The 24354-nt window shown below is 44.7% G+C and carries 19 protein-coding genes; 12 read left to right on the plus strand and 7 right to left on the minus strand.

Annotated elements, in window-relative coordinates; all coding sequences use genetic code 11:
* Nucleotides 1–67 precede the first annotated feature (67 nt).
* The 3 genes from OCU90_RS06730 to OCU90_RS06740 form a co-directional block, all read right to left on the minus strand.
* Nucleotides 68–1429: an L-serine ammonia-lyase gene (locus OCU90_RS06730; RefSeq protein ID WP_004734717.1), complete on the minus strand. Its 1362-nt coding sequence runs from the start codon at nucleotides 1427–1429 to the stop codon at nucleotides 68–70.
* A 120-nt stretch (nucleotides 1430–1549) separates the two neighbouring features.
* Nucleotides 1550–2803: an aromatic amino acid transport family protein gene (locus tag OCU90_RS06735; protein WP_004734718.1), complete on the minus strand. Its 1254-nt coding sequence runs from the start codon at nucleotides 2801–2803 to the stop codon at nucleotides 1550–1552.
* Nucleotides 2804–3112: 309 nt separating this feature from the next.
* Nucleotides 3113–3712 (minus strand): CoA pyrophosphatase, encoded by a 600-nt coding sequence (locus OCU90_RS06740; RefSeq protein ID WP_004734720.1) that lies wholly within the window; start codon nucleotides 3710–3712, stop codon nucleotides 3113–3115.
* Between the two features lie 306 nt (nucleotides 3713–4018).
* Here OCU90_RS06740 and OCU90_RS06745 point away from each other — a divergent pair, with 306 nt between their 5' ends.
* Together OCU90_RS06745 and OCU90_RS06750 are read left to right on the plus strand one after the other, a co-directional pair.
* Nucleotides 4019–4561, plus strand: a complete 543-nt coding sequence (locus tag OCU90_RS06745; RefSeq protein WP_017080579.1) for a heme NO-binding domain-containing protein — start codon at nucleotides 4019–4021, stop codon at nucleotides 4559–4561.
* A gap of 1 nt (nucleotide 4562) precedes the next feature.
* The gene (locus tag OCU90_RS06750) at nucleotides 4563–6290 is read left to right on the plus strand and encodes an ATP-binding protein (protein ID WP_061024643.1); all 1728 of its coding nucleotides are present in this window, start codon (nucleotides 4563–4565) and stop codon (nucleotides 6288–6290) included.
* A gap of 147 nt (nucleotides 6291–6437) precedes the next feature.
* Here the strand turns inward: OCU90_RS06750 and pabB are convergent, their stop codons facing one another.
* On the minus strand, nucleotides 6438–7817 hold the full coding sequence (gene pabB / locus OCU90_RS06755) for an aminodeoxychorismate synthase component I (RefSeq protein WP_061024645.1): 1380 nt from the start codon (nucleotides 7815–7817) through the stop codon (nucleotides 6438–6440).
* A 245-nt stretch (nucleotides 7818–8062) separates the two neighbouring features.
* Between pabB and OCU90_RS06760 the strand changes: the two genes are divergently transcribed.
* The 8 genes from OCU90_RS06760 to OCU90_RS06795 all read left to right on the plus strand — a co-directional run bounded on the left by OCU90_RS06760 (nucleotide 8063) and on the right by OCU90_RS06795 (nucleotide 16019).
* Entirely contained in the window at nucleotides 8063–9580 is a 1518-nt protein-coding gene (locus tag OCU90_RS06760; RefSeq protein ID WP_004734730.1) for a fumarate hydratase, read from the plus strand.
* Between the two features lie 163 nt (nucleotides 9581–9743).
* A complete protein-coding gene (locus OCU90_RS06765; RefSeq protein ID WP_004734731.1) occupies nucleotides 9744–9929 on the plus strand; it encodes a hypothetical protein in 186 nt (61 codons plus the stop codon).
* A 221-nt stretch (nucleotides 9930–10150) separates the two neighbouring features.
* Nucleotides 10151–11524, plus strand: coding sequence for a YcjX family GTP-binding protein (locus OCU90_RS06770; protein WP_061024647.1), 1374 nt, complete (start codon nucleotides 10151–10153; stop codon nucleotides 11522–11524).
* 14 nt (nucleotides 11525–11538) lie between these two features.
* Entirely contained in the window at nucleotides 11539–12567 is a 1029-nt protein-coding gene (locus OCU90_RS06775) for a YcjF family protein (protein ID WP_061024649.1), read from the plus strand.
* Between the two features lie 204 nt (nucleotides 12568–12771).
* Nucleotides 12772–14316 carry a transcriptional regulator TyrR gene (gene tyrR / locus OCU90_RS06780; RefSeq protein WP_061024650.1) on the plus strand — a complete coding sequence of 515 codons (1545 nt, stop codon included), beginning with the start codon at nucleotides 12772–12774 and terminating at the stop codon, nucleotides 14314–14316.
* A gap of 18 nt (nucleotides 14317–14334) precedes the next feature.
* Nucleotides 14335–14922: a ribosomal protein S5-alanine N-acetyltransferase gene (gene rimJ, locus OCU90_RS06785; RefSeq protein ID WP_017083361.1), complete on the plus strand. Its 588-nt coding sequence runs from the start codon at nucleotides 14335–14337 to the stop codon at nucleotides 14920–14922.
* A gap of 139 nt (nucleotides 14923–15061) precedes the next feature.
* Complete coding sequence (locus OCU90_RS06790) at nucleotides 15062–15535, plus strand: DUF2947 domain-containing protein (protein WP_004734736.1); 474 nt, start codon at nucleotides 15062–15064, stop codon at nucleotides 15533–15535.
* A gap of 268 nt (nucleotides 15536–15803) precedes the next feature.
* Entirely contained in the window at nucleotides 15804–16019 is a 216-nt protein-coding gene (locus tag OCU90_RS06795; protein WP_012604204.1) for a hypothetical protein, read from the plus strand.
* A gap of 156 nt (nucleotides 16020–16175) precedes the next feature.
* Here OCU90_RS06795 and OCU90_RS06800 read toward each other — a convergent pair whose 3' ends face one another.
* From OCU90_RS06800 to OCU90_RS06810, 3 genes are all read right to left on the minus strand, one after another.
* Nucleotides 16176–19016 (minus strand): Hsp70 family protein, encoded by a 2841-nt coding sequence (locus OCU90_RS06800; protein WP_061024652.1) that lies wholly within the window; start codon nucleotides 19014–19016, stop codon nucleotides 16176–16178.
* A gap of 138 nt (nucleotides 19017–19154) precedes the next feature.
* Entirely contained in the window at nucleotides 19155–21164 is a 2010-nt protein-coding gene (locus OCU90_RS06805; protein ID WP_061024654.1) for an Hsp70 family protein, read from the minus strand.
* Nucleotides 21164–21796, minus strand: a complete 633-nt coding sequence (locus tag OCU90_RS06810; RefSeq protein ID WP_004734741.1) for a DUF2760 domain-containing protein — start codon at nucleotides 21794–21796, stop codon at nucleotides 21164–21166. The genes OCU90_RS06805 and OCU90_RS06810 overlap by 1 nt, the downstream gene beginning before the upstream one ends.
* Before the next feature lie 350 nt (nucleotides 21797–22146).
* Here OCU90_RS06810 and OCU90_RS06815 point away from each other — a divergent pair, with 350 nt between their 5' ends.
* On the plus strand, nucleotides 22147–23685 hold the full coding sequence (locus OCU90_RS06815; protein WP_061024656.1) for a sensor domain-containing diguanylate cyclase: 1539 nt from the start codon (nucleotides 22147–22149) through the stop codon (nucleotides 23683–23685).
* Nucleotides 23686–23772: 87 nt separating this feature from the next.
* A complete protein-coding gene (locus tag OCU90_RS06820) occupies nucleotides 23773–24303 on the plus strand; it encodes a 3'-5' exonuclease (protein WP_061024659.1) in 531 nt (176 codons plus the stop codon).
* Nucleotides 24304–24354: the final 51 nt, after the last annotated feature.

Consider the following 24354-nt stretch of genomic DNA (forward strand, 5'->3'; position numbering starts at 1 on the left):
TAACTGATGCTGGCCAATAAATTAATACGGACTAGCAAGCCAATGTTAACTAACAAACGAATGTTAATTAACAAACCACCTTAACTGCCAAACCACCTTGAGATGTCTCACGGTATTTAGCGTTCATGTCTTTGCCTGTTTCTAGCATAGTTTCGATAACTTTATCTAGAGATACAGTAGGAGCAGAAGAGCGACGAAGTGCCATACGAGTTGAGTTGATTGCTTTAACTGCAGCAATACCGTTGCGCTCGATACATGGTACTTGTACTTGGCCAGCAACTGGGTCACACGTTAGACCTAGGTTGTGCTCCATGCCGATTTCTGCAGCCATACATACTTGCTCAGGGCTACCACCCATAAGCTCAGCAAGACCAGCAGCAGCCATAGAACATGCCACACCAACCTCACCCTGACAGCCTACTTCAGCGCCAGAGATAGAAGCGTTACGCTTGTAAAGACCACCGATCGCGCCAGAAGCTGCGAAGTAACGGATGTAGTCTTTCTCTGTCACTGTTTGGATGAACTTATCGTAGTAAGCCAATACAGCAGGGATGATGCCACACGCGCCGTTAGTTGGTGCAGTAACAACACGGCCACCGGCAGCATTTTCTTCGTTTACTGCGAATGCAAACATGTTCACCCAATCAACAACCGTCATTGGATCATTGGTTGTTTTTTCTGAAGTAATCAGAAGTTGGCGAAGTGAAGCTGCACGGCGAGGTACACGCAATGGACCCGGCAAGATACCTTCAGTATTCATACCGCGATCCATACACTCACGCATCGTTTTCCAGATGTTTGCGAAGTAAGTACGAGACTCTTCGTCTGAGTGGAAAGCCGCTTGGTTTTTCATAACCAGTGTACTGATAGAAAGACCACTTTCTTTACACTGATTAACCAGCTCTTCAGCTGTTGTGAATTCGTAAGGTGCTTTAATCGGGTTTTCTTCTTCTTTGCCGAAGCTCTCTTCGTCAACGATGAAACCGCCACCAATTGAGTAGTACGTTTTTGAGTATGCGACTTCGTCATCAACCCAAGCATGAATGCTCATGCCGTTCTCGTGTAGAGAAAGGTTGGTTTTATGGAAATTCATTCCGCCATCTTTAGGGAACGAAACAGTATGACAGTGCATACCAACAGGTAGACGTTCAGTTTCTTCTACGCGAGCAATGAAGCCTGCGATAGAGTCGATATCTACTTTCTCAGGAGTATTGCCAGCAAGACCCATGATGATAGCGATATCTGTGTGGTGACCTTTCCCTGTCAGTGATAGTGATCCATATACGTCCACGGTGATTTTAGTGATGTCGCGCAATTTTCCCATTGAACGTAGGTCATCAATAAACTCTTTACCCGCTTTCATTGGTCCAACTGTGTGTGAGCTCGATGGACCAACACCGATTTTATAGATATCAAATACACTAATCATAGCGATTACCTCAAAAAGAGAGCCTCCCAAGGGGAGTAGGGAGGCTCATTTATTATCATTATATTTTTTGTCTAATCTCGCGATATAAGATGGATGTCATCTTATAAAAAGGACTTGAGATTAAAGAGCGCCGTAGATTACAGAACTAATAGCCGCTAGACCACATAAAGCTGTAAAGATTTGCACAGGTGCTGATGTTTTGTACTTAGCCATTGCTGGTACTTTCTGCATCGCGAATACAGGCATTAGGAACAGGATAGCTGCAATCATTGGAGCACCCATTGTTTCAATCATACCTAGGATGCTTGGGTTAACTACCGCAACAATCCAAGTTGTAACAACGATGAACGCTAGAGATGCTTTCTCAATCGTGCTGATTGAAGAACCAGAGCGAGACTTGATTAGACCAACAAGACCTTCATGAGCACCTAGGAAGTGACCGAAGTAGCTAGAAGTAATCGCTGCGAACGCTACTAGAGGACCCATGTAAGAGATAAGTGGAGACTCGTGAACGTTAGCTAGGTAAGAAAGTACCGAGATGTTTTGCGCTTGCGCTGTAGCTAGTTGCTCTGGAGATAGAGAAAGCACTACAGAGAATACGAAGAACATTACAAAACCCATCAGCATCATTGCTGCGCCGCCAGTGATCGCGTCAGTTTTCTTAACTGCGTCTTCACCGTATACACGACGTTGCTCTTTAGAGAACTGTGAAATGATTGGGCTGTGGTTGAAAGAGAACACGATGATTGGAATCGCAAGCCAGATAATAGAAGGCATTGAAGACCATTCTGGGCTTGTTTCCATCATTGAAGTGTTCCATTCAGGAACTAGGTAGAAAGACAGCGCTAGTAGGACGAATACTAGTGGGTAAACCATTGCTGACGTTGCTTTAAGCATCAGTTCTTTACCGAATACAACACCTGCTGTCATAGCAAGGATCAGTGCACCAGAAAGAAGAGGACGTGGAATAGATTCCATACCCATTTGGTTTACTAGGAAAGAATCAACCGTGTTTGTGATACCAACACCGTAGATAAGAACGATTGGGTAGATAGCGAAGAAGTAAGCAAAAGTAATAATGTTTGCGCCAGTCTTACCGAAGTGCTCTTCAACTGTGTCTGTAATATCAGCTTCAGGGTTTTTAGCAGACAGTACGAAACGAGCTAGAGATTTGTGTGCGAACCAAGTCATTGGTGCCGCGATTAGAGCTAGGATAACTAATGGCCAAAAACCACCCGCACCAGCTTTGATTGGAAGGAATAGTACGCCAGCACCAACTGCTGTACCGAATAGTGATAAACACCAGGTAAAATCTTTATAGTTAAACTTGCTTGAATCTTTAACGGCATTTGCCGAAGAAGTTGTTGTGTTCATGTTAAATTACTCATTTTTTGGGAACAGGAAATAAGTTGGGGCTAATTCTGCAGAATTTTCTTCTGTAAAAAATAGATCTAAATCATGTAATGAAACGGCGTGTCACATGATATGCGAAAAACGGATTTTTGATCACGAAATTGGCGTGCTACAGGTGATTTATGTTCATGCTAGACATTAGTTTTTATTATGCGAATGGCGGGGGTGGTCAGATTTATACCAGGAAAACGTTTGCGTAAAATTGCATTAATAAATCTGTTCTATAGAAAGGTTGGATTTTGTTAACAGAGATTAAACAAAACGTAGTTGCTATGTAATTTGTTGCACTACATGTCGCTGCAGAGATTGGATGATTTGTGCTGTAACGCCCCAAATTAGGTGCTCTTCGAAGGGCATCGCAAAAACACGATGCTTGATTTGTTTAACGTTAACAGTGTGGCTGTGTAACTTGGCTTGGTCTAAAACATAGGTGGCAGGCACCTCAAAAATCGAGGCCACTTCGTTCTCATCGATGATGGCTTCATAGTCAGGATCGACCATTGCAACAATCGGTGTCACAGAAAATTTACTAATAGTACTCAATGCAGGTAATTGGCCAACAATTTTAACTTGATCCGATCGAATTCCCACCTCTTCGTGGAGTTCTCTAAGTGCAGTAAATTGCATAGAAGGGTCGGAACGTTCGTGTTTTCCTCCAGGAAAGCTGACTTGGCCTGGATGATGCTTTAAATGAGCGGCTCTTTTAGTAAAAATGACATGTAAACCATCTTCTCGTTCCACTAAACCGACCACCACTGCCGCTTTGCGCAATTGATCGCCACTGATATGCGAAACACGCTCTACAGATTCGGGATGATAGCCAACCGTAGGGTTAAGCTGGAATTGTTGAAGGAAGTTTTCTTTATTCATATCAAGCCAATATATTGATTATTATGATTTTAAGTATAGGCATAACCGTGGGCTGATTACCAATTTTGAGTTTGTCTTCATTTACTTACCCTTAGTTCAGTCATTAACTAAGCATAATAAAGGGGAGTGGGCAGTTACTTATCCCCTTAAAACGAGGGGTTTTGCTATATTCAATATTTGTACATTTCCGAGTAAGCGTTACCCATGTCATAAAATTAGGTGATGAAACGTAGTTTTTTTGTTTAAGAATTTGATAACAATAACTTAGTAGACCATTCTAAAAAGAAATAGAAGAAAAGGTATGAGATGAAAGGAATCATATTCACCGAATTTTTAGAGCTTGTTGAAGACAAGTTTGGGCTAGAGCTTTTGGAAGAAGTTTTAGAGATGTCAGAAGACGAAGGGATCTACACGTCGGTCGGAAGCTATGACCACAAAGACCTTGTCAGGTTGATTATCAACTTGAGTAAGAAAACCGATATTGATGCCGCCAGTTTACAGCGTGTTTTTGGGCAGTCGGTCTTTAAGAACTTATTGGCCTCATTGCCTAATAAAGCAAGCCTTGCTCATAGCACGACCACCTTTCAATTTATCCAACACGTAGAGCGCTATATTCACGTTGAAGTGAAGAAGCTCTATCCGGATGCGGAGCCGCCGGAATTCAGCTTTATTACCACGACTGAAGCACAGCTTGTTTTTGACTATAAAAGCGCAAGGTGCATGTCTCACGTTTGCTTAGGGCTTATTGAAGGGTGTGCTGAATACCACGGTGAATCTATCGCGGTTGAAATGACGCCGCAAAATGATGACCAAAGCGTGGTTAGGTTTAATCTCAAAGTAGAAAAGTGATATGGATCCGGCATCTGCCATAGAGAAGAAACTTAAGCGTCAAATCGCGGCAAGGAAAGCGGCTGAAGCGTTGTTGGAACAAAAGAGCCTCGAACTGTTTGAAGCTAACCAACAGCTTGAACTTGCTCTGCGTCAGTTAGAAAAGCGCTCTAACGCGAATATACGCCGTATTGAATTCCAAGAACAAATCGACAACCTGTTGATTGATTTCGGGCGCGCGTTCCTTAGAAATGATCTCGATGACGTCATGTTGTCACAATTGACGATGAATGTGACCAACAGTTACTTGATCGAAGCCAGTCGTTTGATTTTGCCTCCCAAGCTGATCCCGCAGTTACACACCTACGACTATGGTGACGAAGCCGTCGAGGTGATAGAGCAATACATTCAAGAACCTCATTGGCAAGACAACCTGCTAACGGTGCCATTAGAGGTCGAAAAGGTCATAGTCGGCGCGTTAATCGTGAAGGTCAGATTGTTAGACCAGGACTACGAATTCATTCAAAGCCAACTGTTGTTAGTGACCGATCTTATCTGCAGTGCATTAACTCATCAGCTTGCTATCAATCGAAATGTTGAGTCACGTAAACGAGCGGAAGAGTCCGAGAGGGCAACGCGCGACTTTGTGGCCATGATTAACCATGAGCTAAGAACTCCGCTCAACGGTTTGCTAGGTAGTGCAGAATTGATCAGCGATACCGAACTCAGCAGTTCTCAGCGTGAAATAGTGAATAACCTGAGCCAATCTGGAGAGTTTCTTAGAACCATCATTAATGACTTGCTTGATTTCAGTAAAATCAATGCAGGGATGTTGGATCTTATTCCTAAGAAATTTGCGTTGCATGATTTGAGAAATACGATTGAAAGTATCTTCGTCAATCGCGCGATTGAGAAGCAGATCGAATTTAATATCAGTGTCGCATCTAACGTACCTTCTCATTTCCAAGGCGATTTAGAACGTATCACGCAACTGTTTGTAAACTTAATCGGTAATGCGATCAAATTTACAGAAGAGGGGCACGTCAATGTCGATATTGAGTGGGACAAAAACCAGTTTGTTTTCTCAGTGGAAGATACTGGGGTAGGCATTGCTGAATCTGCACATAAGACGCTGTTTGAACCTTTCACACAAGCTGATAACTCAAGTAGCCGAAATTATGAGGGCACTGGGCTTGGCTTAGCGATTTGTCGCAAGTTGGTGGCTTTGATGAATGGCGTGATTGGGGTGACCAGTGTTGTTGGCTCAGGTACTACGTTTACCATCTCGATCCCTCTTCAGGTTGTCGATGTACCAGCAGAGAGTGATAGTGTCGCCAGAGGCTTTGAATATGAAGTCGAATTGTCACTGCTTAAAGTGCTGGTGGTTGATGATATTAAGATGAACCAGATCATCATCCAACAAATGTTACGTAAATATAAGATTGAACCTGCTACCGCGAGCAATGGTGTAGAAGCTTTTGAGCTTGCTTCAGATAATGAATACGACATTGTTTTCATGGATTGCAGAATGCCCGTCATGGACGGATTTGAAGCGACAGAGAAACTTAGAGATAAGGGTTACGTTAGATCTATTGTGGCACTCACCGCCGGAACGACGCTGGAAGAGCGAGAACGTTGTATTCAGTGCGGAATGGATGACATTCTTAGTAAGCCTTACACAGCCAACGATCTTAAAGAAATGCTCAAGAAGTGGGGTGTCTCTGCAGTGAAGGTCGTTCAAACAGATTAATAAAGCGTTGTGAGTCATGTGTTCTAGCTCAGAGACTAAAAAACCGAAGTGATCTTACGATCCTTCGGTTTTTTTATTTCGGCTTCTTCTTATATAGAGCTTTCGCTGGCCGTTAAGCCGCGAAACTGTCAGTTAATGACGTTATGCTTAACATTCCTCAAGTACAGGTAGAATACGACTTAGTTTATCCAACGTCTCTTGGTACTCAGAAGCACAATCACTATCGAATACCACACCACCGCCAGCCCATGCATAAAGCGTATTGTTCTCTGCCACTAACGTACGAATAGTAATGCTGGTGTCCATTCTGCCATTTCGGCTGATGTAGCCAATACTGCCGCAGTACGCTGAACGTCGATGGGGTTCTAACTCTTCAATGATCTGCATTGCACGAACTTTCGGAGCGCCCGTAATCGAGCCACCAGGGAAACAGGCTCTCAGAAGGTCAGTTGCAGAGTATTGGTCATCAAGGTCCGCTCGTATCGTGCTCACTAAGTGGTGCACAGCAGGGAAGCTTTCAATATCGAAGAGCTTTGGTACATGAACCGATCCTGGCTTTGCGACTCGGCCAATATCATTACGAAGCAGGTCGACGATCATCAAGTTTTCTGCCTGATCTTTATCGGCGTTGACTAGGTCTTGTGCGTTGGCATCATCAATCATAGGGTTTTCAGAACGAGGGCGTGTGCCTTTGATCGGTTTTGTTTCAATGGTGCCACTATTAAGTTCTAAGAATCGCTCAGGCGAAACACTGATGATTGCGCAGTCGGTCAAACGGATGAAGCCAGAAAAGGGCGCCGAGTTGTATTGTTCCAATTTGTCATAGGCTAGCCATTCACTGCCTTGGTATTGGGCATTGAAACGCTGAGCCAAGTTAATCTGATAGCAATCGCCGGATAACAGGTACTCTTGAACACTATCGAATTTCGTTGCGTAGTTCTGGGCGCTCATGTTGGATTGCCAAGGTGTGGTTAATCCAAAGGGCGCATGTGTTCGGTTTGACCGAGCCACTTGCTGCATCAGCCAATCATGATGTTCATCGATATTGCTGCCGACAATACACGCCGTTTTTAATTGATGGTCAACGATCACAGCCCACTCATACAAACCAACCGCCATGTCTGGTGCTTCAATGTCTCGCTTTGCGAGTGAAGGAAGTGTTTCAACTCTGCGCCCCAAATCATAACTAAAGTAGCCCAATGCACCGCCAACGAATGGCAACTCAGCGTGCTCTTTCGTTACAGGCAATAACTGTTGCTGATATTGGTCGAGTAGTTCGAAAGGATCGGAGTCTGAAACCTCGCACGTATCATTAACATTAACGGTCGTTTTTGCACCGACTGTCTCAAAGGTGGCGATGGGTTGAGCAACTAAAATATCGTATCGACTATCAACGTGGCTTTCTGAAGCAGAGCGTAATAGCATTGCCCACGGTAGGTTTTCAATATGGGAAAACAGCTGTTTAGCTAAAGTTGATTGATATTCAAGCGGCTTGATTTGGATAGAGCGAAATTCGTTGTTATTCATTTGTTTAATTTGTGACAAAGAGTTCGATCACTGCATGGCGTGTGAGAGGAAGCAAGAGTATCATAAATTGAAAATAAAATGGGTTCTTGATTAGAACGGTGTAATACAAGTGGTTTAGTTTACAGCTATGCAAGCGATTGCTAAAGCAACTAAATACAGCTCAACACAATAAAAAGCTAAGCCAATTAGGCCTGAATAGTCAAACCATGAACCCACATGGAACCAGAACAATAAAGAGGCATGCAATGACGGTTATTCGTAAGCAAGATGTGATCAGCAGTGTCGCTGACGCACTTCAGTACATTTCTTATTATCACCCTTTAGACTTTGTCCAAGCCCTAGAAAAAGCGTATGAGAAAGAAGAGAGCCAAGCAGCAAAAGATGCTATCGCTCAGATTCTGATTAACTCGCGCATGTCTGCGGAAGGCCATCGTCCAATTTGTCAGGATACGGGTATTGTTACTTGTTTCGTGAACATCGGTATGGATGTTAGGTGGGAAACGGATCAAACAGTACAACAGATGGTTGATGAAGGCGTTCGTCAAGCTTACAACAATCCAGATAACCCATTGCGTGCATCTGTCCTAATGGACCCTGCAGGTAAGCGTATTAATACAAAAGACAACACACCAGCGGTTGTTCACATTAATATGGTTCCAGGCAACAAAGTTGAAATTCAAATCGCGGCAAAAGGCGGCGGTTCTGAGAACAAAACCAAGATGGTAATGCTTAACCCTTCTGATGATATTGCAGAGTGGGTAGAGAAGACGCTACCAACAATGGGCGCGGGCTGGTGTCCACCGGGCATGCTTGGTATAGGCATCGGCGGTACGGCTGAGAAAGCAGCAGTACTAGCGAAAGAATCTCTGATGGAACACATCGATATTCAAGACCTTATCGACAAAGGTCCAGAGAACGCAGAAGAAGAGCTTCGTTTAGATATCTTCAACCGCGTAAACAAGCTTGGTATTGGTGCTCAAGGTCTTGGCGGTCTAACGACTGTGGTTGACGTTAAAATCAAAACAGCGCCAACGCACGCAGCCTCTAAGCCTGTTTGCTTGATCCCGAACTGTGCAGCAACACGTCACGTACATTTCACATTAGACGGCAGCGGCCCTGCAGAGCTAACACCACCTAAGTTAGAAGAGTGGCCAGATATTACTTGGGAAGCAGGCGCGAATACACGCCGTGTTAACCTTGATGAAATTACCAAAGAAGACGTTCAAGAGTGGAAGACCGGCGAAACGGTTCTTCTATCAGGTAAGATCTTAACCGGTCGTGATGCAGCGCATAAGCGTATTCAAGGCATGCTTGAAAGTGGTGAAGGTTTACCAGAAGGCGTCGACCTGAAAGGTAAGTTTATTTACTATGTTGGCCCTGTTGATGCGGTACGCGATGAAGCGGTTGGTCCTGCTGGCCCGACAACGTCTACTCGTATGGATAAGTTCACCGACATGATGCTAGAAGAAACCGGCATTATGGGCATGATTGGTAAAGCAGAGCGTGGCCCTGCAACGGTTGAGTCAATCAAACAACATAAATCGGTTTACCTAATGGCGGTTGGCGGTGCAGCTTATTTAGTCGCGAAAGCAATTAAAAAAGCACGCGTGGTTGCGTTTGAAGATCTCGGTATGGAAGCGATTTACGAGTTTGAAGTTGAAGACATGCCGGTAACGGTTGCGGTTGACTCTAACGGCGTGAACGCGCACCAGATCGGCCCTGATACGTGGAAAGTGAAAATTGCTGAAGCTGAAAAAGCATAATTTACCGAAGTCAAAAGTCGTAACAGGCGCTAGCTTCAGCGTTTGAATTGCAATTCTTGACAGAAAGTTGAAGACAAAAGTGCAGCATTATTTGCACTTTTGTCTTATTATCAATGATATAGTGATGAACACATAGTTTGATATAAGAATATAGGAGAGAGGAATGCCTCGTTTTATTCAGATCCTACAGATTATCTTGGCAGTGGTGATTGGTGCTTTTGTTGGTTACGACCTGATCTTGAAAGGGATCAGCATCTTTGATAATAAATACGTGACAATTACTTGTGCGCTTTGGCTAATTGCAGAGATTGCACTGTTTGTTATCTACAAGTTGATTGAAGACGATTAAACGTCGGATATCGCAGAAAAATTCTAAAGCCCCTGATTATGAATGTAGTCAGGGGCTTTTATTCATCTAGCATTAAGAATGTGTATTGCATACTTATCACCATAAGCAAAAACATCAGTATTTAAGATATTCCGATTGGAATAAATAAGTAGGCTATTTTTCCAAATGATTGCGCTCTTGGTGAGTCAGCAATCCAGCCTAACTATCACGGAGTCGTTCAAATGAAACACCTAACTCAAGAAATGAGTGACTTTATAAGCAGAGGAACGGATTCTCACATTCGAGTAGCGGTTACGGGGCTTTCTCGTGCGGGTAAGACAGCATTCATTACTTCGCTGGTTAATCAGCTTCTTCATACGTCTACCCACAAAAATCTGCCTCTACTTGCATCGGCGAGAGACGGCAGAATTATTGGCGCTAAACGCATCCCGCAGCACAACATGATGATTCCACGCTTCTCTTATGATGAAGCGATGGAATCTTTGAATGCGCAGCCACCAGAATGGCCGGTGCCAACGCGTGATGTCAGTGAGATTCGTCTAGCAATCAAATATAAGTCGGCTAAAGGCGCAAAGAAGCTGCTGAGCAAAAACAGCACCCTTTATCTCGATATTGTTGATTATCCGGGAGAGTGGCTACTTGATTTACCTTTGCTGGATATGGATTTTGATACTTGGAGTCAGTCTCAATTCTCAGCACTAAAAGGCGATAGAGAAACCTACTCGCAACAGTGGAACGCCATGCGTGGTGACGTTGACTTGTTAGCCGAAGCAGACGAAAAGAAACTGGTCGCCATTGCCGACAGTTATACTCAGTATCTTCATACTTGTAAGGACAACGGGTTGCACTGGGTGCAGCCGGGTCGATTCGTATTGCCGGGTGAGCTTGAAGGTGCGCCTGTGCTGCAATTTTTCCCGTGCACCGCACCTGAGGGCAAGTTCTCTAAAACAAGTAACTATGCGGTTTTAAAAGCGCGTTATGAAGAGTATCAACAAAAGGTCGTAAAGGCGTTTTATAAGAATCACTTCGCGACGTTCGACAGACAAATCGTGCTGGTGGATTGCTTACAGCCGCTCAATGCGGGCTATGACTCTTTCATGGATATGCGTGGCGCATTAGAGCAGCTACTAAAAAGCTTTAAGTACGGTCGAAGCAATATCTTAAGACGCTTATTCGCGCCGAAGATCGACAAGATCTTATTTGCAGCCACCAAGGCTGACCACGTGACACCGGATCAACATCCGAACTTGGTATCGCTGTTACAACAGATGGTACATCCGGCTTGGCAACAGGCGGCGTTTGAACATATCGACATGAGTTGCATGAGCATCGCGTCTATTCAAGCGACCAGCGCGGGTTATATCTCGTCAGGCTCAGACAATGTTCCGGCGTTGCAAGGTGTGACTTTAGATAACGAACCTCAAACCATGTATCCGGGAGAGGTGCCGCGTAAGTTGCCCAATAAACAGTATTGGGAAACCAACCAGTTTGATTTCACAAGCTTTAGGCCGATGGAGCAGCACTCTGACGAGCCTTGCCAACATCTAAGAGTCGACAAGGTTTTAGAGTATCTCATTGGCGACAAGTTGAAGTAATTGAGGCAATCAAAATGAGTGAATTAAAAACAAAACAGGTCTTTGATGAGCCTGATAAGAATGAAGTTACCCCGGATTTAGGCGCTCAACAACTGTTCACAGAGCAAGAGAAATTTGTTCCTGTCGCACCGCAAGTGGAAGCCGATCTTGATGGTGAAGCTGAGCAGCAATTGGAGCAAGTGATTCGACCGAGCAAAAAGAAGAAGTGGTTTGGAACGGGCTTACTTGTCGCTTTCTCCGGTTTAGTCGGATGGCAAGCTATTGACTCTGTCATTACCGCGATTCAAACAGCAGACTGGCTTGCGTTAGGTTGGGCTGGCTTTATCGCTGCCATTGCTTCATTAGGTTTAGGCGCAATAGGCAAAGAGTTGTGGAAGCTGCGTTCGCTGAAAGATCATTTCAGCGTTCAAGAGCAGAGTGAAGAGCTGTTACAGAGCCAAAGCGTTGGTAAAGGCAAAGCGTTCTGTGAACACATTGCGAAGCAGGGCGGTATTGTCGCTGAATCACCCGCTTATGATAAATGGCGAAACAGCATTAACCCTGCACACAGCGATGCTGAAGTGTTGGATATGTATGATGCACTCGTTGTTGCCCAACAAGATAAAGTGGCGACTCAAATTGTCACTAAGTTCTCGACCGAATCTGCCGCTTTGGTAGCGGTGAGCCCATTGGCGGCTGCGGATATGTTGCTGGTAGCGTGGCGTAATTTCACCATGATAGACAAGCTTGCTGATGTGTATGGCATTGAGCTTGGCTACTGGTCTCGTATTAAGCTATTTAAACTGGTGTTAATCAACATGGCAGCTGCGGGTGCCAGTGAACTCGCGATTGATGCAAGTATGGACCTCGTCTCGATGGATCTAGCAGGCAAGGTTTCAGCTCGAGCAGGGCAGGGGCTCGGTGTCGGTATTCTCACTGCGAGACTGGGTTTAAAAGCCATGACATTGCTGCGTCCTATGCCTTGGCATAATGAGCGAAAAGTAAAAATATCAGATCTTCGCAAAGCCGTCCTTTCTGAAATAAAGCGCATTACGCTTAAATAGAGTGAGTTGCTTATCAATAAAGCGAATTACGCTTAAACAAAGCGAGCTACTTATCAACAAAGCGAGCTACTAACCAACAAAGTGTATGACATTGAGTCGTTTGCGAGTGAAGAGTAAACATATGTTTACTCTTCTTCTTGACTGGACTCAGAGCTTAATCCACACTACTGTCAACTTATCCTGACACCTATAATAGGACTATTTGTGCGTCTTGAAGTATTGTGTGAAGACAGACTCGGCTTAACGCGTGAGTTGCTCGATATCTTGGCCTCAAAAAGCATTGATTTAAGAGGAATCGAAATTGATGTTAAAGGCATTATTTACTTAAACTGTCCTGATATCAATTTTGATGCTTTTAGTGAACTTATGGCTGAAATTCGCCGAATTTCAGGTGTGAAGGATGTACGTAAAATCCAATTTATGCCGAGCGAAAGGCATAATACCGAGCTGATTGCTCTTCTGGCTAACCTGCCAGATCCCGTGATTGCGATTGATCTTAAAGGCTCCGTCGACATGGCGAACCACGCTGCATTGAACCTATTCGGCAAGCAAGAAGACGAAGTCATCGGTGAGCCGTTAGCGACGTTTGTGCCTAGCTTTAACTTTGCTCGTTGGATCGAAGGCGATGTAACGCGCCATCGTGAAGTCGTGGTGTTAGAAGGTTTGGACTTCTCTATCGAGATACTACCGATTTATCTTGGCGGCGACGTTAACGAAGCGGTACTGGCGAGCGCAGTAATGACGATTCGTTCTTGTAATCAAGAGATGAACTCGCCAGATTCAATCCCTGAACAGAACAACCTAGGTTTTGAACACTTTGTTGGTGTCTCTAATCGCCATAAAGCCTTGATCAGCCAAGCTAAGAAATTGGCTATGCTGGATCAGCCTCTACTTATTGAAGGGGACACAGGTACGGGCAAAGAGATGTTGGCTAAAGCGTGTCATAACCGTTCGAACCGAGCGTCTTTCCCATTCTTGATTCTAAGCTGTGCATCAATGCCTGATGACGTGGCTGAAACTGAGCTGTTTGGCCATGCTCCGGGTTCATTTAACCATGAACAAGGCCATAAAGGCATTTTCGAACAAGCGAATGGCGGTACCGTATTTTTAGATGAAATTGGCGAGATGAGCCCGCATCTACAAATCAAACTGCTGCGTTTCCTACAAGATGGTTCATTCCGTCGTGTTGGTGAAGAAGAAGAGATGCACGCGGATGTTCGTATTATCGCATCTACGCGCCATCGTCTTTCTGAATTAGCCGACTCAGGTTCGTTCCGTGAAGATCTGTTCTACCGCTTGAACGTGCTGACTTTATCGATTCCTGCTTTGCGTGAACGTTCAAACGATGTTGCACCATTACTGGAGCTATTCGTTGCAAAGTACGCACAGCAATTAGGCATGTTGAAACCAAAGCTGACTCAAGAACTAATCGACCAATTAGGTAACTACCAATGGCCGGGCAACATTCGTCAGTTAGACAATATGGTTCTACGTGCTCTAACAGAGTTGGATTCAGATACTTTAACGGTTGAGCAATTCCACCTGCCACAGCTTGAAACCATGACTGCTGGAATGGCGAACTTGAGCTTAGACGGCTCGCTTGACGAGATCATGAAAGACTATGAATCTCAGATTCTAGAGAAGCTCTACCAGTCTTTCCCATCAAGCCGTAAGCTTGCAAAACGTTTGAATGTATCTCACACCTCAATTGCGAATAAGCTTCGTGATTACGGTATTAGAAAGAACTGATCGAATAAGAACAAGATTATGGAAGATTTGAGTACACCGGAGCGCATTTATAAGCGTGACGGTAACCTGATTCTGAGAACGGCTGAAATCGACGACGCAGCGATGATCAGTGAGTACTTTCAGGCTAACAGAGAGTACCTGAAACCTTGGGAACCGATTCGCGAAGACGCGTTCTTTGATAGAGCGAGTTGGGCGCAGCGACTGATCAAGTTAAACGAGCTTCATAAAATGGGACTAGGCTATTACTGTTTACTGATTAATGCTGACTCTAATGAAATGTTAGGCACCATATCGTTCAGTAATTTGTCTCGTTTCCCGTTCTACGCCTGTAATGTCGGTTACTCATTGGCGCAAAGTACACAGGGCCACGGTTACATGCGCAGAGGCTTGAGCATGGCAAAAGACTACATGTTTGATGTGCAGAACATGCACCGCTTAATGGCGGGCTACATGCCTCACAATGAACGCAGTGCGGGTGTCTTGGAACATCTTGGCTTTGTTCGAGAAGGCTTTGCCAAAGATTACTTACAGATTAACGGTAAATGGGAAGACCATATACTGACCGCGCTAGTTAACCCTAACTGGGAAGACAAACGCAATGTCTAGACTAAATAGTATCTAGGCGTAAGAACAAGTCACGAATTTAAAGGCAGCGAATATCAAGCGATCTCTAATCGCCGCTGTATCAAAAGAACATATAGGCATGGTAGATCCATCAGCCTGAGAAGATATTTGAGGAATTTTGATGTCATACACAACTTTGGACGAATACCAAAGAAAATGGATTTTCACTCACCAGTCAATGCCGCTGCCGGCAGAGGATTTGGAAAAGATTAAACCAATGACACAGGCGAGAGCATCTCAGTTTTGGAAAGAGAACGTGAGCCCTCAAAGCCCTGATGCGGAAAGACTAAGTTCGCAAGACTGGCCAAGCAAAGCATCGAACTGGAATGAAGAGATCAGCTGGATGGCAAATTGGGAAGCGGATGAGCCTGAAATGCCAGAAGAAATTCTAAACTTCATTGATTGGCAAGATGACGTAACTGTTTATTTTTGTTACGAAAAATACAATGTTTTAGAAACCAAATGGTCAGTTTTCAAGAAACACTGGAAGAACTTTTTGTTCTACGATGATGGCCCGATTCTACTTGGTCGCCGCCGTTCAGAAGCACTTTGGTTTGCTACAAATGGTACCGTTAAAATTGGTAACCGTGCTTAAGTTCGGTGTGATTTAATCGAGCGAGTATTGATGATCCGATCAACAGATAGACAGACAAAAAGCGAGCATTGAGCTCGCTTTTTTTATGCCTAATGATCTTCGAAGATCATCGGAAAGAAATGATTATTTTACCTCAGTTGAGGATGACTATTTTTACTGACATAGAGCAGTTAATTTTCGAAATTGAGATCGCTATCTCATTGGGCTAGTTGAAGTTTTATGGGGTTGAGCTATCTTTATATTACTGCCTTAGTGGAGGTGAAGTATTATGATTTGGGATACTCTCGAACGTGTAAATAAACTTCGCAAGGAAGCAATGGAAGATCCAGAGTTTTTGGATTCAGCAAAAATGCATGAGGAATGGCTTTTAAGCGAAACTCATAATCAATCGAACAAAGGAGCTAAAGAGAAGAAACCGAAAAAGTTATCTGATATTTATGAAAATACGGATTTTCCTATCAACCCAACAGGAACGAAACATTAACAATGATGAACTGCAATACGGCTAAGGCTCTTAACCAAGAAGCGATAAGTCGACTAAACATACCAGCCTTAAGCCACCAATAAAAAAGCCACTTTCAACGAATCGAAAGTGGCTTTTTCTTTACTAGTTAGAGATCCAATCTAATGAGCCCTAAAACTAGTTATTAATCAGGCTTAACCCGCTTGGTAATGCATCACCAAATACGCGCTTAGATTCGCTCTCAGAAAGTTCAGTCACTTCACTCACTAACGTTAGCCATGAATCAGGTACCTTGCTTTGCTTAAGCTTCTCAATCACTTGATTACGATAGTCGTCAGAGATATCAAATTGACGGTCACCGGTTTTACGACAAATCATCACAGCAGCGAAGGCGATCATTTGCTCTTTCTGCCAGTTCTGTTCAAGCAGTTTTGGTAACCACTGTTCAGCTTGCTCTCTAGAAATTACGCTGTGTTGGCTGCCATACAAAGGCGTTCTTGATGCTAATCGACCTAGCGCCCACCAGTGAGCTTGTTCAAATTGGTTATGGTTAATCGCTTTGCTCAAGAACCAGCTTGCCAGCAGCACTTTGTCTTCCACTTCAAGTTGCTCAAGTGATGCCGCTAAACGAACCATGGCTTCATAGCCATTGTCTTGTGCATCTTTGGCTGTCTTAGGGTTTTTCATTGCCCCCGGGTGAAGGTATTTAGCGATGTCAGCCAAGATACTCTCTTGCTGCTCTTGGTTTAATCCACCGGCAACACGACGCCAGAATACCCACCAGTCCGTCCAACCTTGGTGGTTCTGGAACTGAATGTTTTGTTGGTAAAGGCCCCAAATTTGTTCGATACGCCATGAGTCAGTCGGATCGCCAAAGCCTGGGCGCAGCGAGTAACCTGCCAAACGCAGCCAGTTCTTCTCGTGTGCTTCAGAGCGACGACGGCGCTTACGACCTAATGAGAACGAATCAAACAGGTGACGGAGAGTCGTAAAGTCCCACTCTTCGCGCTTACCAAGTCGTTTCTCAAGATCTTTGGCAAGCGTTTTGATCTCTTTAGACTCAGCACTTTTCTTGTTGCCGCTATACAGACGAGAAATCAATTCCTTACATTCATCCAGTCTTGGGTGAAGTTTAGCGGTATCAGACTCATCACCTTGCTTGTTTCTGACTTCGAACTCGAGCAACCAACGTTTAGAGTCATCTTCTGTACTCACACACTCCATTTTCAGTGTGCCGACTTCCGTTAATTGACACGCGAGCAATACTTCGACGCGTTCTTTTTGGTTGGCTTGGAGCTCTGCAGTACCTGAACCTTCCAGTGTAGAAATATACGGTGGAAGAGGGGAGAACAAGTCAGCGTCGACATTGACCATCACACCATTTTGAATAGCGGTGTCACGCGCAATTTGATCGTGTGTTGAAGTCAGAAGATTAAATCGTACCGGTTCGCCTAAAGTCAGCGAGAAACGACGGCTGTTCAAGCGTATCTCTTGGCCTTCTTCGGTTCCTTTGGCAAGCAGACAAAGCGCTTTACCCATCTTGTTCTTCTCTTGCAGATGCAGGAAGTAAGAACGGGCAGCACCGCCACCGATTTTCAGTTGTGCACCGCGGCGTGCTTTACCAAAAGCTACTGCACCAAGGGCTACAGACCAGTCAGGGTGAGGGTTATCTAAGACGGTGATTGGAGCACCGTTCCAATTGCCAAGTAACTGAGTAATACGTTCAGTGACAAGCTCACTGTTGAATACACCGCCGTTGAGTAGCACACCAACAGGAATTGCAGGTTTGGTATCATCAAACTCAACAGAGTCTGACTTTTCCAATGCGGCTTTAGATACTTGCTGATGTGTCGCTAGGAATTCGGCAACGTGCTTACTTACCGCAGGATCTGCTGCGTAGGGTAGGCCGAACTCTACCACCGCGCTGCGGCGTTTGTCGGGTACTTCCGTAAACTCAGAAAGCGGGAAGAAACCTTCTAGTGCAATCTGATGAACTTCTTGTTTCGTTAAACCAATACTCTTGGTACCGCCAAGTAGCTTTGAACCGCTGCCCAGCATGGTGATCTTTACATCGTCTGGCGCGTTAGCAGAAAGCAGGCTCTCTTTTGCGGCGCGAGTCTGTTGAATCAGTTTGGTTAGGCTCGAAGCATTCAGCTTTTTGTTTTGATTGAAGCGTTGCTCTGCAAGGTGGGCAAGGGCTAAATCTAGGTTATCACCACCGAGCATTAAGTGTTCACCAACGCCGATACGGTCGAGTGCGAGTTCTTGGTCATCGCCATTGTTTGAGTTGAAGCTTGCTTCGATCAAACTTAAATCGGTGGTACCACCGCCGACATCACACACTAGAATCAGCGGGATCTGTTGAAGCTCATCGGCTGCGGTTTGTTGATGACGGGCATACCAGTCGTAACACACAGCTTGCGGTTCTTCGAGTAATAGAATCTTACCTAAGCCAGCAAGTGCTGCCGCTTCAAGTGTCAGTTTACGTGCTGTCTCATCGAATGAAGCGGGAACGGTGACTACAACGTCTTGGTCTTCCAGCTTATTGCTTGGGTTGCGGTAATTCCATGCTTGACGGATGTGGTTGAGGTAGCTTGCGCTTGCGACAACAGGAGACACCTTATCGACGTCAGTTGCGCCTGCCCACGGCAGAATGTCGGAGTTACGATCAACCGCTTGGTGAGATAACCAGCTTTTAGCACTCGATACTTGGCGACCTTCAACCTTAGCGCCCAGTTCGCGTGCCCATTCGCCTACGATGACATTTTGAATATCGCCTTCAACTAAGCTCGGTTCCCAAGGCATGGTGAGATCGGAAGGGGAGATCTGACCTTGTGCGGGATGATAACGAAATGATGGAAGTAGCGGCTTGCGAACCACTTCACCGGGGCCGATGAGTTGGTCAATATCGAAAAGAGAAACGGGAGCATGTTGTAGGTCGTCGTTGATTTCACAGTAAGCGACAACAGTATTCGTTGTGCCTAAGTCAATGCCGACTAAAAAACGAGGAGATGCCATACAAAACCTTATTCTGCCAAAGTGATGACCAGTTAATGGATAATCTTGGTCTTATTATTGTCTTTGGAATGCTTTTAATACAGGGCTAGGGAATCGCATTGATAAAGTAACGGCACCCGTTAAGGTGCCGTTGATTCATTATGCTTGTTCGTTTGAGTCGTTATTCGAGTCTTCACGAACGTCGAACTCAACATGCCACTTCTGACCATTGTCAGTCGCAATGGCTTCTAGATATAACGTGCCTAGTTCAGTAACGCGAGACGCCAAAGTCACGGGAACCACTTCACCTTCGCGACGACCTTCAGAAACAGGCAGTGTCACTTGGATTTCAGGAAGCTCATCCAGATCTTCTGGAGCCCAGTGATCAAGGTGCGTACCCGCTTGGTCTTCACGACGTGTTGTTGAACCGAAGAATTGGAAGTGAACTGGCTGACCAATCACTAGACCGAACTCTTGGCTAGGCACTTGTACGCTTGAACCTTCTTCCATACCAAATGGTGCAACACACAGTGCTTCCATTGGAGGAGCCATACCTGGGATAGCTGGCATCGCGCTTTCAATTCCTACGTAGTAAGAAGAAGCTATACCACCGCGGATACGAACGCCTTGGCCACGACGTACTGCGCCGTAGTAAGAAGCGCCACTTGCAACGGCTAGGTCTAAATCTAAACCTGAAAGCTGTTTAGCGAATTCAGCGTCGGCGTTAATCAACCATTCATTGATCGTGTCTGATAGACGGTCAGCAAGTAGGTTAGATTTTAGAACGCCACCATTGAACAGTACCGCTGTTGGTTTGATGAAGTCTGCCGCTGGCGCTTCTGACCCTTGCGCTTCTGTACCGGGCATACCGGGCATGTTTGCAAACGGGTTGAAATCTTGCTGAGAGGTTTCACTATTTCCAGAAAGCGCGTTCGCTTGCTTAGAAAGGAATGCAGCAATGTGACGAGTAATACCTGCGTCTTGAGCGTAAGGCAGACCCATTTGAGTCAGTGCGCCACGCGTCTTTTGTACTGGGTGCTCAGTCACCGCTACTTTCGGGAAGAAGCCATCAACCAATGTTTGTTGAACTTCTTGCTGAGTCAGATCTGTTTTCAGTGTTGCGCCCAGTAGTTTAGAACCACGGCTTGGAACAACGATTGGCACAGATTGCAGTTCAGCATCATTAAGCAATGCTTCTTTCGCATCACGACACGCGTGAGTCATCGCTTGAACCTGCCAAGGAGCCAGTTCTTTGCCTTCTTGAGCCAGTTTCATCTTAAGACGGTAAGCGAGAGCCAAGTCCATGTTGTCGCCGCCCAGTAGGATATGTTCACCTACAGCGATACGGTTCAGGCTTAGGTTGCCTTCATCTTGTGTTACTTCAACCAACGAAAGGTCAGTCGTACCACCACCGATATCGACAACAAGAACGATGTCACCAACGTTTACTTCATCACGCCATGTGTCGTTGCTGTTATCAATCCAGCTGTAAAGAGCAGCTTGTGGCTCTTCTAGAAGCGTTAGGTGAGTGAAACCAACATTACGCGCAGCTTCTGCTGTTAGGTCACGAGCCGCAGGATCAAACGAAGCAGGAACCGTGATCGTTACATCTTGGTCTGCCAGTTTGTGTTCTGGGTTAGCGTGGTTCCAAGCATCTTTAAGGTGCTCAAGGTACAACTCAGTGGTCTTAAGCGGAGATACCTTTTCAACTTCTTCAGGGCTGCCAGCTGGAAGGAACGCATCACGACGGTTCACACCACCGTGGCATAGCCAAGATTTAGCACTTGCTACCAAACGGATAGGGGTTTTAGAACCTAGGTTACGTGCAATAGCACCAACCAGTGCTTTAGGCTCAGAAGACCAAGGAAGAACGCGAGATCCCGCATTCATTTCATGTTCGTGCGGCTGGTATAGGAACGAGCCAAGTTGACTGCGAGTTTCTACTGTACCTGGAGCCGTCAGTTGAGGGATTGGCATCACCTCTACGCGAGCGTCTTCATTGCTTGTGTCGATGAAAGACAAAACGCAGTGTGTTGTACCTAAATCGATACCGACACTGAACTTAGGCGCCTGATGTTGCTCTTGAGAAGATAGCTCTTGTGAATGCATCTGCGGCGTATGTTCTTGAGAAGAAGACTCGTGCGATGATGGCTGAGTTTGGTGTTCCATTATAGCTCTACCTCTGCCGGTGCAATTACAGATGCATCGTAGTTTTCAGCAAGCTTAGGCAGGTTCATGTCAGTTGCTTTCCAACCTTTGTGAACCAATGTGCCATTGAACGGTGCGTTACCCGTTACATTGCCAGTTAGGCGAATTTCTTGTGGGTTGAAGCCTTCAACAACCGTGATACGTGTTTCTTCATCTTCAGTGCGGATGTGAGAAAGCGTTACGTAGTCTGCTAGTACTTTTTTACCGCCAGTGTGAATAACACGTGCTGCTGCACCAACTTCTTCATCAGAGAATGATGTTAGGTCTTCTTTTAGGAAGTCAATTAAACGAGCTTCTTGCTGCATGATAGACAGTAGCTGCATTGCAGAATCTGTTGGTGCTGTTGCCAGCTTAGATTCAACTTCTACTACTTTTTCAATCACACGTTCAACTTCAACAACTTTCTCTACTTCGACAATTTTCTCAACTGGCTTTTCAACTTCAACGATCTTTTCTACTGGTTTTTCTACGACTTTCTCAACCACTTTGGTTTTACGAGAAACGGCAATTAGCAGTAGTAAAACGCTTGATGCAGTTAGGCCTGCGTGAAGCATATCAAACGTTTGTGGGATTAGGTTCAAATCAACGATCATAGTGATTTCTCTTTAAAATTGATTTAACGGTATATTCGTCGGTTTAAAGGAATATACAGGTTGGAAAGAAACTCAGTGGCATAAGGCCGAAATGGTCACTTTCAAGCTATAAATATGGGTGGATACTAGCATATTCAAGGCTTAAGGGCTTTATTTAATGTTTTCAATAAACTGGCTTTTTGGTGAGTTAGCTTGAAAGTTAATCGAGATTTGTTGGTTTATTAGCCGTAAATGTCCATGGGTTGTAAATAGTGTTAGTTTTATCCCATTGTGAGAGTCAAAGATAAATAGAGCCGAGCATTCCGGCAGTGTATACTTTCGACTCAAAATAACATCATATGGGAAGTTGTATGCCCCACACTACCGACCCCATAACAGGGTTGAAGAAACGAACTTTGCCGTTAGTTGTCTTTTTTGCCACATTTTTGATGACGGTGTTGTGTTTTATTTTGGTTGCGGCGAATCAAAATAGGTCTTTGAATGAGAATCTGGATAGCTTTGCTCAGCATCAAACGCTCAGTTTAAAAGCGTTTATTGATAACGATGTTGCTTATATCGGTTCCGGTGCGAATTTTTTCTATTCTAATGATGTCGATAGTCGGGACCGATTTGATCGTTTTGCTCAGCAAACGATTAACGGCTCGAAAAGCCTAATCGGATTGCAGTGGATGCAAAAAGTAGCGGTAGAAGATCTTGCCGAGCACACCGCCAAAATGAAAGCTCAATACCCATCCTATAGAATGTTTACTATCCCTAAACATGGGCCAAAAACTTATGGTTATGTCTTGGATGGCGAGCCCGTATTTATCGCGACAGATATTTATCCGAATGATCCAGTGAACAACGGTGTTTTGGGTTTTTACTCTTCTCGTGAGCGGTTTAATCTGGTCATTGATAACATTAAAAAAACACGTGAAGCGAATATTTCAGACAAAGTTCGTCTGTTGCAAGACGGTTTAGACAGCAACACACCTAAGAGCGGAATGTTGGTCTACCACCCTGTGTTTGATGGTCAAACGGACAATTTGTTAGGGGTTGTGATTGGTGTTGTTCGTACCACATACTATTTTGAGAAACTTCTGGCATCTACTGTCGGCGATATGGACGTTTATGTGCGTGTTACCGATAGCGGTTTTGAAGCTGAAGATGCCCCGATAATGTTCGAAACCAATGGTTATGAAGCGGTAACTGGGCAGCACATTACAAAGACGATTACATTAACCAACCGTGAATGGATTATCGACTTCAAGATAGATGCATGTATTTCATTTAATGGTTACTTAGTGTTGGCGGGAATCGGCATAGTTGGTACCACTATCTCATTACTGCTTGCTTATATTGTGAACCTGCAAATTCGAGAGAAAGAGCGCTTGTATCGAATGATTGATGAAAGAACAGAAGAGCTTCGCTTTCTTGCCAATCATGACAGTTTAACGGAAATTTATAATCGCCGAGCTTTTAATAAGGTGCTTGGTCAATCGATACAAAGCGATAAGCCGTTTAGCTTAATAGTGTTTGATGTTGATAAGTTTAAAGAGATCAATGATAAGTTTGGGCACCCAGCCGGTGATGCGTTACTTATCCATGTGATTAAGGTTATCTCAGTGAGCTTGAAGTCTGGAGATAACCTATTCCGGATGGGAGGGGATGAGTTCGGTATCATTTCGAGCATCACCGAACATGACTCATTGTCTCGCTATTTAGAATGTATTTTAGAGGCGGTGAGTGAGTCTCATTGCGAGCATTCTAGCCAGCTATTGAGTTGCACTCTAAGCATCGGGGCTACCATCCGCACTAATGAAGACATTGAAGCGCTCCTTCAAAAAACTGACAGCATGTTATACCTAAGTAAGTCAAATGGCCGAAATCGAGTCACAATTGCAGGCTAAATGAGCACTTGATGCAACTGGGGTCGAGTTCTTTATTAGGCTCATGTACAATTTCACGAAATTTTTGACGAGAGAATTAGGCGACGTATGAATCACAATCGAGTGGTGTGTTTCGATTTGGAAATGTGCTGTTGGAGCGAAGGCGGTGTGGGAACAACAGGGGAGATCATTGAAATTGGTCTTGCTGAGATCGATCTTGTATCTGGAACCATCGTGAAGCGCGCGCAATATTACGTTAAGCCCGAAAAAGACGAAGTCTCTCTATTCTGCGCCGAGTTAACGGGCATTACACCTCGTAAAATCGAAAAACAGGGTCGCCCATTAGAGTCTGTTATCAAGTCGATGATTAAGAACTTCGGTGGTCCAAAGAAAATCTATGCAGCGTGGGGACGTGACGATCTTATCTTACACAAAGAGTGTATTGAGAAAGGCATCGAACCTCCGTTCAGCGAGTTCTTGAATATAGCCACGCTTTATCGAGTTCAGAATCGATTGAAAGAGAAACGTATTGGTCACCGTGCTGCTCAAGAAGCGAAAAACATTGAGTGGGAAGGTCGTCAGCACTCGGGTTATGTCGATGCTTATAACCTCGCGAAACTGACATTGACGATGCTTTAAAAACTATTCGATAGCCTCTATTTCTTACTCGAAAATTTCGCCCCGCAATAA

The organism is Vibrio splendidus (assembly GCF_024347615.1).
Classification (GTDB): domain Bacteria; phylum Pseudomonadota; class Gammaproteobacteria; order Enterobacterales; family Vibrionaceae; genus Vibrio; species Vibrio splendidus.